Here is a 16,295-nt window from a genome sequence, read left to right on the forward strand (position 1 = left end):
CGCGAGCCACCCGGCGGGGTTCGCGGCCGCTCTTTTTCCGCCTTTTCCTTTCTGGAGTTTCCACGCGATGCGCCATTTGCTTCTTTCCCTTGCCGCTGCCACCGCCCTTTCCGGCGCCCTCTCCGGCGCAGTGCAGGCCAAGGAAGCCGAAAGGCCCAATTTCCTCGTCATCGTGGCCGATGATCTCGGCTATTCCGATATCGGCGCGTTCGGCGGCGAAATCGCCACGCCAAATCTGGATGCGCTGGCCGCCAACGGGGTGCGCTTCACCAGCTTCCACACCGCACCGACCTGTTCGCCCACCCGCGCCACGCTGATGGCGGGGACGGACAACCACCGCGCGGGGCTGGGCACGATGGCCGAAGCGCTTGCCCCCAACCAGCGCGGCAAGCCGGGGCATGAAGGTTATCTGTCCACGAAAGTCGCGGCGCTGCCCGAACTGTTGCAGGCTGGCGGTTATCGCACGCTGATGGCCGGCAAGTGGCACCTTGGCCTGACGCCGGAGCAGGACCCGCATGCGCGCGGCTTCCAGCACACTTTCGCGCTGCTGCAAGGCGGGCACAACCATTTCGGCCTCGGTCTGACGCAAGACCCCGCGGCGGATGCCCGGGCTTTCGGCGCGACTTACACCGAAGACGGGCACACGCTGGCCAGGTTGCCTGACGATTTCTATTCTTCCGACACGTTCGCCACCAAGCTGATCGAACAGTTGAGAGGGACCAAGGCCGGCAAGGACGGGGCCAAGCCGTTCTTCGCCTATCTCGCTTTCACCGCACCGCACTGGCCGTTGCAGGCCCGGCCGGAAGATATCGCCAAATATCGCGGCCGCTACGATGCGGGCTTCGACGTGCTGCGGCGCGAACGGCTCCAACGGCAGGTCGAACTCGGCCTGCTCGATCCGGCGGTGATCCCGCACGAACCCGATCTGCCCAAGGGCCATTGGGACCAGCTTTCCGCCGAGGACAAGCGCACCGCCGCGCGCGATATGGAAATCTATGCCGCGATGGTCGACCGGCTGGACCAGAACGTTGGCCGGGTGATCCAGACTCTCAAGGAAACGGGCGAATACGACAACACCGTGATCCTGTTCCTGGCGGACAACGGCGCGGAAGGCGTCGATTTCACCAGCCCCAAAGTGGCGGGCTTCAAAAGCCTTGCCGATGCGGCGGACAACTCTTTCGCCAATCGCGGCAAGGCCACATCCTTCGTCGCCTATGGCCCCGGCTGGGCACAGGCGGCAACCGCGCCGTCGTGGCGCTACAAGGCCTATGCCAGCGAAGGCGGCACCCGCGCGGTCTCGTTCCTCACCGGCAAGGGGCTGGGCCAGCGCAAACCCGTGGCGGGCGCGTTCCTTTCCGTGGCCGACGTGCTGCCCACGTTCCTCGATCTCGCCCGCCTGCCGCAGCCCAAGGGCCGGTTTCAGGGCAGGGATGTGGAGCCGATCCGGGGCAAGAGCTGGGTGCCCTATCTCACCGGCAAGGCGGATCATGTCTATGGGCCGAACGATGCCTATGGCGTCGAACTGTTCGGTTCGCGCGCGCTGCGGCAGGGCGACTGGAAAATCACCGACATCGGCGATGGCCAGTGGAAGCTGTTCAACATCGCCCGCGATCCGGGCGAAACCCGGGACTTGAGCACGGCGGACCCGGCCCTGTTCCAGCGGCTGCAACAGGCATGGGACCGCTACGCCGCGGAAGTCGGCGTGATCCTGCCCGATTTCAAGGCTTATCAACCATGAGCGTTCGACGGACCGTCACCCGCGTCCTCGCGGCAGGCGCGCTGCTCGCGCTGGCCGCCTGCGGCGCCGGCGCTCCACAGGGGGCCGATGGCAAAGTGGTCCTGCGCGTGGGGGATCAACTGGGCGTGATCAAGGCCACGCTCGACAGCGCCGGAGAAGGCCAGCCCGGTGATTACACCATCCAGTGGTCGAATTTCACCGCCGGGCCGCCGATCATCGCCGCGCAGACGGGCGGTTCGCTCGACGTAGGATGGATGGCGGAAACGCCGCTGGTCTTCGCGCAGGCGGCGGGCAGCCCGGTCAAGGTCGTGGGCGTGTCCCGCCCTTCCGATAAACCGGGCGAGCGGCAGGGGTTCGCCTACGCGCTGGTGGTGCTGCCGGATTCGCCGCTCCGCTCGGTTGCCGATCTCAAGGGCAAGGCCGTGGCGGTGCGCAGCGGCACGGTGCTGCAATACATGCTGGCGCGGCAACTGGCGCAGGCGGGCCTGGGGCTGAACGATGTGAAGACGCTGGAAGTCACCAGCCTCGGCACCAGCCTGCTCGACAAGGGCGCAGCCAATGCGCAGACGGTGAACGAACCGTTCCTCACCCAGATGCTCGAAACCAGGAAAGTCCGTGTGCTCGCCCCCGGCGGGCCGCCGGTGACGCCGGGCTTCGGCTATGTCGTCGCATCGGACAAGGCGCTGGCCGATCCCAAACGGGCGAAAGCCATCGGCGATCTCGTCGTCCGGCTGGCGCGGGCCAACTTGTGGCAGAATGCGCATGCGGCGCAAGCCGCACCCGCGCTGGCCAAGATCTACCGCACCGACCCCAGGATCGCGCAGCGGATTATCGAGCGAACGCCATCCGTGTTCGCCCCCATCGACGGGACGGTGATCGCCGCGCACCAGCAGGAAGCGGACCTGTTCCACAAGGAGGGTCTGATCCGCAATCGGCTGGATGCAGGCGCGATTTTCGACACCCGGTTCAACCCGCTGATCCAGCGCGTGGAGGATAACCGATGAATGCCGCCACCCCGATTCCCGTCCCCACGCCCGAGGCTGTGCCGCTGGTGCAGCCGGTCGTGCGGCGGGGCAAAGGATACTCCGCCCGTTTCGCGCTCGGCAGGCGGGCGCTGGGGCCGCTGGCGATCGTCGCGATCTGGGCGATGGCGACCACGGCGGGCTGGGTCGATCCCTCGATCCTGCCTTCGCCCCCGGCGCTCGCCGAAGGGTTCCGGCAACTATGGGCCGATCAGAACCTCCTCGGCCAACTCGGCGTTTCTCTCGGCCGGGCTCTGGCGGGCGGTGCGGCGGGCATCGTCGTGGGCCTTGCTCTCGGCATCGCGGCGGGGCTCTCGCGGCTGGGGGAAGAACTGTTCGACGCCGCGCTGCAAATGCTGCGCACCATTCCCTTCCTCGCGCTGGTGCCGCTGTTCATCGTGTGGTTCGGGATCGGGGAGACGCCCAAGCTGCTGCTGATCGCCTTGGCAACGCTGTTTCCGATGTATCTCAACGCTTATGCGGGGGTGCGCAATGTCGACCGCAAAGTGATCGAGGCGATGCGCAGTTTCGGCCTTTCCGGCCCGCGTCTGGTGCGCGAAGTGGTGTTGCCGCTGGCGCTGCCGCAGATATTCACCGGCTTGCGCATAGCGCTCGGCGTGTCGGTGCTGGTGCTGATCGCGGCGGAACAGATCAATGCCTCTGCCGGTCTCGGCTACCTGCTCAACGCCGCGCAGCTCTACCAGCAGGTCGACGTGATCCTGATCTGCATCGCGATCTATGCCGTGCTCGGCCTCAGCGCCGATCTCATCGTCCGCACGCTCGAACGGCTGTTCATGCCGTGGCGCGCCCATCTCGCCGTTCGTTGAGTTTCTGGAAGGTTAAACCATGTCCACCGTCCTGTCCTATAAACCGCTTGCCCGCCCGGCGCGCCCAGCCTTTGCCGACAGCTTCGCCGCGCATCCCGAAGCGGTGCGGATAGAGGAAGTCTCGCGGATCTTTGCGGACGCCGCGGTGCTCGACCGGCTCAACCTCTCGGTGCGCGGCGGCGAATTCGTCGCGCTGCTGGGCGCATCGGGCAGCGGGAAAACCACGCTGCTGCGCATTCTCGCCGGGCTCGACGCGCCCGACACCGGGCAGGCCTGGGTGCCCGAAGCGCGCACCGTGGTGTTTCAGGAACCGCGCCTGGTGCAGGCGATGAAAGTCTGGAAGAACGTGGTCATCGGCCTTAGCGGCGCGGCGGCATCGCGCACGCGGGCGGAGCGGGCGCTGGCCGAAGTCGGCCTGGCCCACCGCGCCGATGCCTGGCCCGCCACACTGTCGGGCGGGGAAGCGCAGCGGGCCGCGCTCGCCCGCGCGCTGGTGCGCGAACCGAAGCTGTTGCTGCTGGACGAACCCTTCGCCGCGCTCGACGCTCTCACCCGGATGAAAATGCAACGGCTGATCCACGATCTCGCCCGCGCGCATGGCCCCGCAACGCTGCTTGTCACGCATGACGTGGAAGAAGCGATCCTGCTGGCCGATCGCGTGCTGGTGCTGAAGGAAGGACGGATCGGGTTCGACGCGCGGGTGCCCCTGCCCCATCCGCGCAAGGCGGGCGGCCCAGCGTTCGAAGCGCTGCGCGAACGGCTGCTATCCGAACTGGGGGTTCCGCCCGGCACCGGGGGCTGACCAGCGCGGCTCCGTCAGCGCAGGCTGCGCACGAAAGCGCGCAGTTCGTCGGCGAACAGTGCGGGCTGTTCCATCGCCGCGAAGTGCCCGCCGCGCGGCATGTCCACCCAACGCACGACATTGTAGCTTTTCTCCACCGTGGAGCGGGGGAAGCGCGCCATCTCGCCAGGGAAATTCGCCACCGCCACCGGCTTTTCCACCCGCGCGCCAGCGGGCACCGGTTCGTCGAACACGCCGCGATAAAGCCACGCCGCCGTGCCGAACGTGCCCGTCACCAGATAGACCATGATGTTGTCGAGCACATGATCGCGCGAATAGACGGCCCAGAGATCGCCATCCGGCAATTGCGACCAGCCCTGGAATTTTTCCAGAATCCAGGCCGCCACGCCCAGCGGATTGTCCGCCATCGCAAATGCGAGCGATTGCGGCTTGGTCGACTGGATCGCCATGTAGCCGCCTTCTCTTTGCCAGATGCCACCAAGATTGGCGGCGGCGGCGATTTCCTCCTCGGTTTCGGGCTGCGCGTCGGGGCGGGTCCAGCCGAACGTGAAATTCAGGTGGATCGCCTCGCATCCTTCCGCTTCGTAGCCGAGCCAGCCGGAAACGGACGAGCCCCAGTCCCCGCCCTGCGCGATATAGCGGAGATAGCCGAGCTGCCGCATCGCCTGGTCGAACGCGCGGGCAATCGTGCGCGGGCCGATCGGCCTGGCTGGTTTGGAGGAAAAGCCGTAGCCGATCAGCGACGGGATCACGAGCGTCAGCGCATCGGCCGCATCGCCGCCGTGCGCGGCCGGATCGGTCAGAGGATCGACGATATCGAGGAATTCGACGAACGAGCCCGGCCAGCCGTGGGTGATCAGCACCGGTTTGGGATCGGGCCCCTTGCCCACGACATGGAGGCAATGGACGGTATAGGCCACCCCATCGACTTCCACATCGACGAGAAAATGCGGAAACCGGTTCATCGCCGCTTCCCGCGCACGCCAATCGTAGGACCCGCGCCAATGGGCAACGAGATCGCGCATCGCCGCCGTGCTCGCGCCATAGGCCCACGCTTCACCCTCCGCCGGATCGGGCCATTCCGCCTCGTCCAAGCGGCGGGCGATCCAGTCTAGCCGGGATTGCGGAATATCGATCGTGAACGGACGGATTGCCATGCCTGTGCCTCTCCCCTTTGGGCCGGATTTCGCGCTTCTATGCGATCCCGTTTGACGCAGTTCTAGAGCGCGCTCTAACTTTTGCAACGCGGTTGAGGCGCCCCGGGGGTGGCGCACTAATCGCGTGACAGGGCCGCAATTCTGGTCCCCTATGCGCGGCAATGGGAACGACGCCGGGAATCGCAACCGGCGGACAGGATGAAGAAGGCGAAAGCGGAACGATGAAACGGATCGTGATTATCGGCGCCGGGCCCGGCGGCATTTGTGCGGGGATCAAGCTCAAGGAAGCCGGGCATGACGCGTTCACCATTGTCGAACAGACCGATGGCGTGGGCGGCACCTGGCGGCGCAACACTTATCCCGGCTGCCGCTGCGATGTGCCCTCGGTGCTTTATTCCTTCTCGTTCGCGCAGAAACCAGATTGGGAATCGCGCTACGCCACCCAGCCCGAAATCCTCTCCTATCTGGAGGAACTGGCCGACACGCACGGGCTCGCTCCGCATCTGCGGCTGAACACCCGCATCATCGGGGCCGATTGGGACGATGCGGGAAACCTGTGGCGCGTCACGCTGGACAATGGCCAAACGCTGGAAGCCGAAGTGCTGATCAGCGCGGTCGGTCTGTTCAACGAACCGAACATTCCCGCGCTTCCGGGGCTGGAACGCTTTTCCGGCCCGGTGATGCATTCGGCCCAGTGGCGGCATGACCTGCCGCTGGAAGGGCGCCGGATCGCGGTGATCGGCAGCGCGGCGAGCGCGGTGCAACTGGTGCCCGAAATCGCCCCCATTGCGGGCGAACTGACCGTGTTCCAGCGCACGCCCAATCACGTGCGCGGGCGCGAGGCCGATTACACGCCGGAAGAACAGGCCGCGATGGCCGATCCCGCCCGCCTCCAGGCCGAACGGGCGCAAGTCTATGGCTGGGTCGATGCGATGTGCAAGATGAAGGACACCGCGCTGCTCGAACAGGCGGAGCGGGACTGCGCCGAAAACGCCGCGCTGGTCGCCGATGCCGAAACGCGCCGCCGCCTCGCCCCCGATTTCGCATTCGGCGGCAAGCGCCCGTTGGTCTCCAGCGATTGGTATCCCGCGTTCAACCGCGCCAATGTCCGCCTGGTTGCCGAAGCCATCGCCGCCGTCGAACCCGATGCCGTCGTCACCGCCGATGGCGTCAGGCATATGGCCGATTTGTTGATTCTGGCCACTGGTTTTCAGACCACGCGGTTCCTTTCGGCCATTCCGGTTACCGGACGCGGCGGCCGCGCATTGCGCGAAGTGTGGGCGGAAGGGGCGCGGGCCTACCTCGGGATCACCGTTTCGGGCTTTCCCAATCTCTTCATGCTCTATGGCCCCAACACCAACAACGGCTCGATCCTGCACAATATCGAATGCCAGGTCGGGTATGCCCTGCGTCATATCCGCCGGATGGAGGAAGAGCGGCTGGCGTGGATCGATGTCCGGCCTGAAAAGCTTGATTCCTATAATGAAAAATTGCAGCGCGATATCGCCGCGATTCCGGCGTGGAACGCCGGTGTGCAGGGGTATTACCGCGCGCAGAGCGGCCTCAACGTCACCCAGTGGCCGCATGGGATGGACGAATATCGCACGCTCACCACCACGCCAGACGATGCCGCTTTCGAAAGCCGTGCGATGACTCTCACCCCACCTGAAAGGGTCCCGAAAGGGGGGCGTAGTTCCGCTGCAACACCTGCGCGGCGACCGCACGCGTCCTGCCAAAAGACCGGGACACGCCGCCCGGCGTTATGATAGGGAGCCGCCCACCCGAACCCGCCGATTCCAAGCACGAAAACGTGCCGGCGGTTTCGATGGTTCACGGAGGATTCTTTACCATGATACGTGCACACACTCTGCTTTCCGGCACGATACTCGCATCGATGATGATCGCAGCCCCGGCGCTGGCGCAGGAAGCCCCCGCCCCGGCGCCCGTTGCCCCCAGCGGCGGGATCGAGGAAATCGTCGTCACCGCGCAGAAGCGCGAGGAAAACCTCCAGCGCACGCCGATCGCGATCACCGCGCTGACCGCGCAGGCGCTGCAAACCGCCGGCATCAAGGACATCACCGGCGTGGTCCAGGCCACCCCCAGCCTGTATTTCGCGCCCTATCCCAGTTCGTCCACCACGCTGGTGCTCTATATGCGCGGGCAGGGCGTGGGCGATCCGAACATCATCACTTCCGATGGCGGCGTCGGCCTCTATGTCGACGGGATCTACCAGTCGCGCCCGCAGGCATCGACGTTCGACCTTGCCGACGTGGAACGCGTCGAAGTGCTGCGCGGCCCGCAGGGCACGCTTTATGGCCGCAACACCACCGGCGGCGCGGTCAACATCATCACCAAGAAGCCGACCGGCGAACTGGGCGTCACCGGCCAGCTTTCGCTGGGCAACTACGGCTATCGCCGCGCGCTGGCCAATCTCAACCTGCCCGCTTTCGGCCCGTTCTCCGTCAAGCTGACCGGGCTTTACAGCAACCGCGACGGCTGGGCGAAGAACGCCAAGGATACGGCCGGCGTGCCCGATGCGCACGATTTCCACTCTGACCGCAAGTACGCCTTCCGCGGCGCCGTGCGGTTCGAGCCGACCGACGATATCACGATCGACTATTCGGGCGACTACGCCAACCAGCGGACCACGCCGGTCCGCTATGTCACCGAAAGCGATTTCGCGCCCATGCTGTTCCCCGGCTACACAGCCGATGCCAAGCGCTCCTATCGCCCGGTCTACCTGCCTTACAGCCACGTGAAGTCGGACGGGCACACGCTGATCGGCGAATTCCGGGTTTCGGACAGCCTGACGCTGCGTTCGCTCAGCGCCTATCGCCATATCAACTACAGCACATATCAGGACTATACCGAGGCGTTCCTCGCCCCATTCTATGCCGTGGATAAGATCAAGTCGAAGACCTACACGCAGGAATTCCAGGCGGTCGGCAATGTTGGCGACCAGATCAAATATGTACTGGGCCTCTATTACTTCCACGAAAAGTCGAACCATTTCGAAACCGTGGATATTGGGCTGGGCATCGATCCGGAGACAGAACTTCCCCAAGCGATGCTGGTCGACCGCTACACCACGGCCAAGTCCACGTCCAAGGCCGCTTTCGGTCAGGTCACCTGGACCCCGGATTTCGCCGACGGCAAGCTCGACCTGACGGTCGGCGCGCGCTACACCTCCGACAAGCGTACGGCACAGCGCGTTCGCAGCGTGACCATGTTCGCCGGCGAGGTTTCGCCACTGGTTTACCGCGGTCTCTACGGGCCTGGTTCTTATTCCGGTCCGTACTCGGTGTACGGCGCGACCGACGTCAAGAGCAAGAAGTTCAACCCGTCCTTCACGCTGGGCTATCGCCCGACGGACAACACCTCGCTCTATGCCAAGGTCGTCACCGGCTACAAGGCGGGCGGTTCGAACGAAGCGTCGCCGACCTTCACCCGCACCTACAATCCGGAATCGGTGACCAGCTACGAAATCGGCTTCAAATCCGATCTGCTGGACCGCCGCCTGCGCGTGAACTTGGCTGGCTATATCGCCAAGTACAAGGATCTTCAGCTCAACATTTCGGCCGACAGGTTTGACGCTTCGCTCGCCGATACTTTCAACGCGGGCAAGGCCACGGTGAAAGGCATTGAAGCCGATATCACCGCCGTCCCGTTCGCAGGGCTGACGCTGCAGGCCAACTATTCCTACACCACTTCGAAAATCCGTGGGGTGAAGGCGCCGGAAGGTTCGATCTTCGACCCGCTCATCAGCGGTAATCACAATATCCAGGTGGGTGACGATATCTCGGGCTACTTCGTCCTCCCGTTCACGCCCAAGCACAGCGTGCGCCTGTCGGCGGATATGAACTTCGGCGAAGTCGGCCCCGGCGAACTGTCGGCCAACGTGGCCTACACCTGGAAAGACAAGGTCTATACCACGGCGGGCGATGGCCCCTCCGTGCCGATGGGCCGCGATGCGCCGATCAACAAGAGCTACGGTATCGTCGATGCGCGGCTTTCCTATTCGATCGATCGCGGCAACGGCCAGAACGTGACCATCGGCCTGTGGGGCAAGAACGTCTTCGACAAGCGCTATCCCGGTTTCGTGATCGGTTCGGGCTCGATCCTCGCGGGATATCCGACTCAGGCGATTTCCTACGGCGATCCGGCCACTTATGGCATCGACGTGGGCTTCTCGTTCTGATCGGCTTTGGGGGCGGGCCGCAGCCTGCCCCCAGCCTTTTTTCCACTTACCCTTCCCGCAGCGCAATCCGCTTCACGCAGCGGTCTTCGCTCAGTTCCACCACCATATCCGCGCGGCCCGACATGTCCGCCAGCATATGGCGCGTCAGCCGTTCGTAATGCTGGACGAACCGCGCCAGCGCCGCATCCGCCATCACGCCCGGCGCATCATCCCCCACACGCATGCGCAGTGCGTCCTCCTGCTGCTTGCGCCAGTCATAGACCGTGGCGAAATCGGGCGCGGCCAGAAACACCAGGACATCGATCCGCGCGAACAGGCGCTGATAATCGCCGGCCAGCGCCCGGTTGACGTAGCCGCGCCACAGGCCCTGCGCGTCTTCCCGCCGTTCGAGTGCGTTGACCGGTTCGGCCAGCGCGGCCGGCGCCTGTGGCAATGCGCCCACGCACCATCCTTCGAGCACCAGCACCTGCGTGCCTGCGGGCGCGTGGGGCCAGCCGGCGCGGGGCATGCGGTCGTCCCGCGCCTTGTCGAACCGGGGCAGCGCCGCCGTCTCCCCCCGTTCCAGCGCGGCGATCACCGCCAGCCCCAGCGCGATATCGTGTGTGCCCGGCACCCCGCGCGTGCGCAGCAGGGGATGCACCGTGCGCGCCAGCGCCTCCCGCTCCGCAAGAGTGCGATAGAGATCGTCGAGCGACAGCACCGCGACCGTCACCCCGGCCTCAGCCAGGCGGCGGGAAAGCGCGGCGGCCAGCGTCGATTTGCCGCTGCCCTGCGCCCCGCACAGGCCCAGCACCAGCGGGCGGCGCGCCTGCCCGGCGAGCGCGTGGCGGACCACGGAGTCGAGCCGGTCCACCAGCATGGTCATCGCCGCTTCCGCCCGGCGTGACGGGTTGACGCAGAACGGCCTGAAAGTGCGCGCGCCATGGCCGCGCCGCGCCGATCATCGGATATAGCCACAGCCCCATAACGCCATGGGATTACAATGTGTTGCGGCGCAGGCGATACCCCCGTACGGATTGCAGCCGCCATGCATGGGTGTGACTTTCCACGCCGGTACAATGATACCGGGACATCAGCCGAATGCCGACCACGCCAAGGATCGAACCATGGCCGGGCAACAGGCAGGGGCCGGATCGCATACCGCATCATCGCGCAGGACAAGCCATATTTCGCGCCTGTAGGAAAGCGTCTTTCCCGCTGGCAGGCGGATCAGATATCCCTCGGCCCCGGCAATTCGCATCGTGGCCCCGGTTCAACGAACCGATCGAAAGGCCGCGTTCCAGGACTGCCCATCTTTTCCATTTTCTCGAATGTTTCAGTGCAAATTATCTCACTGAGCAGAAGGTGCGGCAAGCCCTATATAGAGGGCAACCATGGGCCCACCGGGGCCCTCCAAGGAGACCGACAATGATCGAACTTCGTCCTTTCGCCAGCCTTGGCGCGGCCAATCATGGCTGGCTCGATGCCCATCATCATTTCTCGTTCGCCGGCTATCACGATCCGGACCGCATCCACTGGGGCAACCTGCGGGTGTGGAACGACGATGCCATCGCACCGCAGACCGGCTTTCCCCCGCATCCCCACCGGGACATGGAAATCATCACTTATGTCCGCGAAGGCGCGATCACGCACCAGGACAGTCTGGGCAACAAAGGCCGCACCGAAGCGGGCGATGTGCAGGTGATGAGCGCGGGCACCGGCATCCGCCATTCGGAATACAATCTGGAGGATGTGACCACGAAGATCTTCCAGATCTGGATCATTCCCACCCGCGACGGCGAAGCGCCGAGCTGGGGCGCGAAACCCTTCCCCAAGGGGGACCGGTCCGGCCAGTTCGTGACGCTCGCATCGGGCTACGGCAATGACGGCGACGCGCTGCCGATCAGGACCGATGCACGGGTCGTGGGCGCGACGCTCAAGGCCGGAGAGACCGCCGAATACCCGCTGGGCAAGGATCGCAAGGGCTATCTCGTGCCCGCCACCGGCGCGGTGGAGATAGAGGGCGTGCGCGTCAACGCGCGCGACGGCGCGGCGATCAGCGATCTCGATGTTTTGCGGGTCACTGCAACCGAGGATAGCGAAATCGTCCTCGTCGACGTGGTCTGACGGGAAAGGGCCGGTGCAACGAATGGCACCGGCCCTTCTCCTGCTTTACGGCGTTCCTGCCTTGCGGCCGGAAATCCCGCCGGTCAGCCCAAGCTCTGTCCGCTCTGCGCCGCCGTACGCGGATAGACGAGATCGAACAGCACCGCGGCAATGATCAGCAGCACGATGGCTTCCACCACCTGCGCCCACAGCAGCGTCCAGGTCGTCCCGGCGATGCCGACGAAGAACTGCATGTTGGGCAGCACCACGAACAGCCCGCCCCACAGGCCCCACCAGACCGCACGGCCGATGCCCCGCTGCGGATAGAGCCGCAGATACAGCCACAGGAACATGGTGATCTGCACCAGATAGGTCAGGAACAGGAAGGGGAAGAGCGCGCTCATCTCCTCGGCCGGGCGCTGGGGGTAGCCTTCGTACAGGTTAGGCACGGCCATCGCGTGGAACGCCACGTCGCCGGCAAAGATCAGCACCGCGAGAATGATGCTGGTGACGAGAAACCGAAGGTTTAATCGTGTATGCATAATGAAATCCCCTCTCCTTCGCGCGCCCTGCGGGCGGCGATGAATTAGTGTACACCGTGATATTTATTTCGATCAATCGGCAAGTGCGAACGCAAGGCGGCGGGCCACAGGCCCGGTTGGGTGAAATGGCCACCAATCGCGCCCGGTGGCGGATCGGGGCCGCCCTGCGCCGCGCACCGGCTGGCCTTGACCGGGCAAATGCCATAGGCTGCGCCCACTGCCCGGCGAACGGGCCAACGAGAGACAGCGCATGGGAGAGCAAGGCCGCCGCCATTCCGCACCGGCCGTCACGCTGCAACAGCATGATGAGCTGATCGGGCGGATCTACGATGCGGTCGGCGCCGAACACGGCGCCGGCTGGCGTGACGTGCTGGACCGGCTGGGCCGGTACACCCGTTCGCGCACGGCGGTGCTTGAATTCGGCGTCGCCCGGAAACCGGCGGAATCCCGTTTCATGGCAGCGGGCGCGCAGACCGACGGGGGCGCCATCCACGAATGGGAAAACCGCGATACCGATGAAGTGATCAGCTACGCCCTGGCCCCCGGCCAGATCATGATCCGCAACAATTACAAGAGCCTGGGCCTGCCGAACCGGTTTCAGAACCTGTTGGAGCGCTATTCCGTCTCGCGCAGCATCACCTGCGCGCTGGAGGCGGAACAGGGGCAGCAGGTCCTGTTCCATGCCGCCCGCTCCAGCACCCAGCCGCCCTACACGCGCGACGATCAGGCCCGCATCCGCACCGTTGCCCGCCACCTGTCCCGCGCGCTGCGCCTGCATATCGGCATGGTCGGGGCAAACCAGTTTTCCGGGCTGGCGACCGATCTGATCGCCGATTTCGGAGTCGGGCTGGTGCTGGTCGGCGGGGCCACCGGGTTCCGCCCGCTCAACGCCCATGCGGAACGCATTCTAGGCAGCGGCGTGATCCGCTTTACCGGGCAGACGGTCGCGGCCGACGACTGGAACGGCGCGCAGAAGCTGCAAGCCTTGCTGCATCAGGCCCTGCAGATGCCGGTGGCCGATCCCGCCTGCCATGTGGGCGCGGCGCGGCTGGTGTCCGCATCGGGCGCGCCTGTCTGCCATGTGGGGGTCAAATCGCTGACGATCGAAACCGCGCCGTTCCGCCTGCAACGGCGCTATGCCATGCTCTATTGCGACGATGGCCGGAGCGCCGACCGCGATCTCCGGCCCGCCTTGCGCGCGCTGTACGATTTCACCCCGGCCGAAGCGCGAATCGCGCAGCAGGTGCTGCGCGGGGTGGAACTGTCAGCTCTGCCCGACAGGCTCGGCATCCGCCATACCACGCTGCGGTTCCATCTGGAATCGATCTACGACAAGCTGAACGTGCGCACCAAGGGCGGCATGATCGCCGCACTGGCGCGCGGCCTGCCGTTTCTGGGCGATCTGCCCGCCGATCTCCCCGCGCAGGGGCCGGTCACAGATACCATTCGTTGACATCCTGCCCCAGGCTGACCGCGCCGAGGCTGCGCCCAGCCAGCCGGTATTGCGCCGCCGCGTGCTGGCGCGCGGCGATCAGATCGTTCAGAATCCGGGCGAAGGGATACTGGTCGAACAGCCCGGTGCCCCCGGCGTTTTCGAACAGCGCCCGCGCCGCCACCAGGCAGCGGTCGGTCACCGCCGCCGCCTGATACTTGTACAGCAGCCGTTCTTCGAACGGAGGCGGCACCCCCTGCCGGGCCCAGACTTCGAGCGCGGCGAAATTGCGCCGGGCGACGCAGCGCAGTTCGTCCACCGTGACCACGGCCTGCCCCAGCGCCAGCAAGGCATCGGGGTCCTTGACCGTCGCCCCCGCAACCACGCTGGTCCGCGTCCGCGCATAGGCTGAAAAAGCATCGATCATGCCCTGCAACGCACCGATGGCCGAACCGGTGATCGCGCGGATGAACACCTGATGGAACGGCAGGCGATAAAGCCAGCCGGTGTTCACCCGGTTGCCGGGGCTGTCGCAGCGGAAACCGTCCGAACTGCGGTGAACGCGGTGTTCGGGAATGACCACGTCATCGACCAGGATATCCTGGCTGCCCGTGCCCCGGAGGCCCGACACGTGCCAGCTATCGACGATTTGATACTGATCGCGCGGCAGCAGGCAGGTGAGGAATTCGCCGTCCAGCATCCCGCCCAGAAACACCCAGTCGGCATGATCGCAGCCTGAGGCGAATTTCCATTGCCCGCTGAAGCGATAGCCGCCCGGCACCGGTGTGGCGATACCGCCGGGCTGGAAAGTGGAGGCGATCATCGCCGCGTCGTTATCCCCCCAGACATCGATCTGCGCCTGTTCGTCGAACAGCCCCATCTGGAAATTGTGGCAGCCGAGCACGCCATAGACCCAGCCGGTCGACATATCCGCCCGGCCCAGTTCGAACTGCACATCGGCAAACACCTGCGGCGGCAGCTCATCGCCGCCCCACCGCCGCGGCTGGAGCACGCGGAACAGCCCCGCTTCGCGGATCGCGGCGATCACTTCGGGCGCGACCCGGCGCGTTTCGGCATGGCGGGCGGCGTGCTCCGCGATCATCGGGCCAAGCGCGCGGGCCCGTTCGACCAGCGCCGCGGCGTCCGCTTCCGTCGCGGCATCGCTCGCACGATGGTGCATCTGCTGCATCGGGTTATCCTTTCATGGCGGCAGCGCCGCGTTCGTTGCGAAGCATCGCGGCCAGCATCCGCCGCGCCTGATAAGCCCCCTTGTCGGCCAGCAGGCCGTATTCCACCCGTTCCTGCGGAGGCAGCGCATCGTGCAGCGCCTGGATCTTCTCCATCGCGACGATATCCTCCATCAGCAGATTGCGCAAATCGTCATGGCGGCCGGGATTGAAGAACGGGAATGTCTGGGTCACGGCGGTGAATTGCAGCGTACGGGTATCGTCTTGCGGCGTGATCCCCACCACCAGCTGATTCACCTGCCGCGCGGTGGCCGACTGCACGACCGGTTCCACTTCCACCCGGATACCGCACAGGCTGGGCGGCAAAGCTTCCGCCGTGATCGTGCGATGCGCGCGGTCCCCTTCGAAGCCGAACGTGCGCATGGTCAGCGGGCTTTGCAGTTCGTCGGCGATCCGCCGCGCAACCACGATCCGCCCGCCATCGACCTGCATTTCCAGCGGCTCGCCCGCCACATCGCCGGAATCGATCTGCCCGGTGTGGAGGAAGGTGATATGGCTGGCGTCGAGGAAATTTTCGAACGACAGTAGATAATTGGCATTGATCGCCAAGGTAACGCTGGTTTCGCTGTGCCAGTCCGGCTGCCCCAGCCCGAACCCGGCGAGATCGGGGATCAGCGCGGGATCGGCCAGCGCCGGATCGCCCATCCAGATCCACACCCACTGCCAGCGTTCGACCACCGGATAGCTGGCCACCCCCAGCCCTTGCGGCATCGCCCCTCCCGAGGGGATCAGCATGCACCGGCCATCGGCGGCGAAGCGCAGGCCGTGATAGCCGCATTCCACCGCATCGCCGACGATCTTTCCGGCCGACAGCGGATAGCCCCGGTGCGGGCAGCGGTCGAACAGGGCGGCGGGGCGGCCGTCTTCCCGCCGATAGAGCAGCACCGGCTTGCCCAGCAGCCAGCGGTGCAGCGGTTCGTGCCCCAGTTCGGCGGCGGTGGCCGCGACGTACCAGGCGTTGCGCGGATAAGGCGCCGTGCCCGGCACCAGTTCGGCGAGCGGTGAAACCGGCGCGTTCATCGCGCGATCCCCCACGCGCCGCCACCGCCCGCGCCGCCAGATGTCCGCTCCATTGCCTTGCTCCTCTCCGCCCCGTATCATCGGGGGCCTGCGGTGCAGCATAGGCAGCAGGCGCGCGGCGGCCCCCTCAAGTTTGAGGGGGCGTGCGCCACGATCGCTTTCTATCATCCCGCCCGCAACCGGGCCGGAAACGGTGGAAACGCGAGAGGGACCGCCCGCCTCGCC

At 65.7% G+C, this 16,295-nt stretch carries 13 protein-coding genes; 8 read left to right on the top strand and 5 right to left on the bottom strand.

Annotated elements, in window-relative coordinates:
- Window positions 1-67: 67 nt before the first annotated feature.
- From K5X80_RS01055 to K5X80_RS01070, 4 genes are read left to right on the top strand one after another with little or no spacing between them, the layout of a single operon-like run.
- Window positions 68-1,738 (top strand): arylsulfatase, encoded by a 1,671-nt coding sequence (locus tag K5X80_RS01055; RefSeq protein ID WP_222559031.1) that lies wholly within the window; start codon window positions 68-70, stop codon window positions 1,736-1,738.
- The gene (locus K5X80_RS01060; RefSeq protein WP_222559032.1) at window positions 1,735-2,742 is read left to right on the top strand and encodes a PhnD/SsuA/transferrin family substrate-binding protein; all 1,008 of its coding nucleotides are present in this window, start codon (window positions 1,735-1,737) and stop codon (window positions 2,740-2,742) included. The genes K5X80_RS01055 and K5X80_RS01060 overlap by 4 nt, the downstream gene beginning before the upstream one ends.
- Entirely contained in the window at window positions 2,739-3,587 is an 849-nt protein-coding gene (locus K5X80_RS01065; RefSeq protein ID WP_222559033.1) for an ABC transporter permease, read from the top strand. The genes K5X80_RS01060 and K5X80_RS01065 overlap by 4 nt, the downstream gene beginning before the upstream one ends.
- 19 nt (window positions 3,588-3,606) lie before the next feature.
- A complete protein-coding gene (locus tag K5X80_RS01070; RefSeq protein WP_222559034.1) occupies window positions 3,607-4,389 on the top strand; it encodes an ABC transporter ATP-binding protein in 783 nt (260 codons plus the stop codon).
- A gap of 14 nt (window positions 4,390-4,403) precedes the next feature.
- Here the strand turns inward: K5X80_RS01070 and K5X80_RS01075 are convergent, their stop codons facing one another.
- Entirely contained in the window at window positions 4,404-5,546 is a 1,143-nt protein-coding gene (locus tag K5X80_RS01075; RefSeq protein ID WP_222559035.1) for an epoxide hydrolase family protein, read from the bottom strand.
- Between the two features lie 161 nt (window positions 5,547-5,707).
- On the opposite strand from K5X80_RS01075, the gene K5X80_RS01080 reads away from it, so the two are divergent.
- Window positions 5,708-7,312: a flavin-containing monooxygenase gene (locus K5X80_RS01080; RefSeq protein WP_222559036.1), complete on the top strand. Its 1,605-nt coding sequence runs from the start codon at window positions 5,708-5,710 to the stop codon at window positions 7,310-7,312.
- A gap of 83 nt (window positions 7,313-7,395) precedes the next feature.
- Complete coding sequence (locus K5X80_RS01085; RefSeq protein ID WP_222559037.1) at window positions 7,396-9,744, top strand: TonB-dependent receptor; 2,349 nt, start codon at window positions 7,396-7,398, stop codon at window positions 9,742-9,744.
- A 46-nt stretch (window positions 9,745-9,790) separates the two neighbouring features.
- Here K5X80_RS01085 and K5X80_RS01090 read toward each other — a convergent pair whose 3' ends face one another.
- Complete coding sequence (locus K5X80_RS01090; protein WP_283249255.1) at window positions 9,791-10,603, bottom strand: AAA family ATPase; 813 nt, start codon at window positions 10,601-10,603, stop codon at window positions 9,791-9,793.
- Window positions 10,604-11,151: 548 nt separating this feature from the next.
- Here K5X80_RS01090 and K5X80_RS01095 point away from each other — a divergent pair.
- Entirely contained in the window at window positions 11,152-11,850 is a 699-nt protein-coding gene (locus K5X80_RS01095) for a pirin family protein (RefSeq protein WP_222559039.1), read from the top strand.
- A gap of 83 nt (window positions 11,851-11,933) precedes the next feature.
- Here the strand turns inward: K5X80_RS01095 and K5X80_RS01100 are convergent, their stop codons facing one another.
- Window positions 11,934-12,371, bottom strand: a complete 438-nt coding sequence (locus tag K5X80_RS01100) for a hypothetical protein (RefSeq protein ID WP_222559040.1) — start codon at window positions 12,369-12,371, stop codon at window positions 11,934-11,936.
- Window positions 12,372-12,621: 250 nt separating this feature from the next.
- Here K5X80_RS01100 and K5X80_RS01105 point away from each other — a divergent pair, with 250 nt between their 5' ends.
- On the top strand, window positions 12,622-13,824 hold the full coding sequence (locus K5X80_RS01105; RefSeq protein WP_222559041.1) for a helix-turn-helix transcriptional regulator: 1,203 nt from the start codon (window positions 12,622-12,624) through the stop codon (window positions 13,822-13,824).
- Here the strand turns inward: K5X80_RS01105 and K5X80_RS01110 are convergent.
- Together K5X80_RS01110 and K5X80_RS01115 are read right to left on the bottom strand one after the other, a co-directional pair.
- Window positions 13,805-14,992, bottom strand: coding sequence for an acyl-CoA dehydrogenase family protein (locus K5X80_RS01110; protein WP_222559042.1), 1,188 nt, complete (start codon window positions 14,990-14,992; stop codon window positions 13,805-13,807). The genes K5X80_RS01105 and K5X80_RS01110 overlap by 20 nt on opposite strands.
- 4 nt (window positions 14,993-14,996) lie before the next feature.
- Complete coding sequence (locus tag K5X80_RS01115) at window positions 14,997-16,070, bottom strand: Rieske 2Fe-2S domain-containing protein (RefSeq protein ID WP_222559043.1); 1,074 nt, start codon at window positions 16,068-16,070, stop codon at window positions 14,997-14,999.
- Between the last annotated feature and the right edge of the window lie 225 nt (window positions 16,071-16,295).

The organism is Caenibius sp. WL (assembly GCF_019803445.1).
Taxonomy (GTDB): Bacteria; Pseudomonadota; Alphaproteobacteria; order Sphingomonadales; family Sphingomonadaceae; genus Caenibius.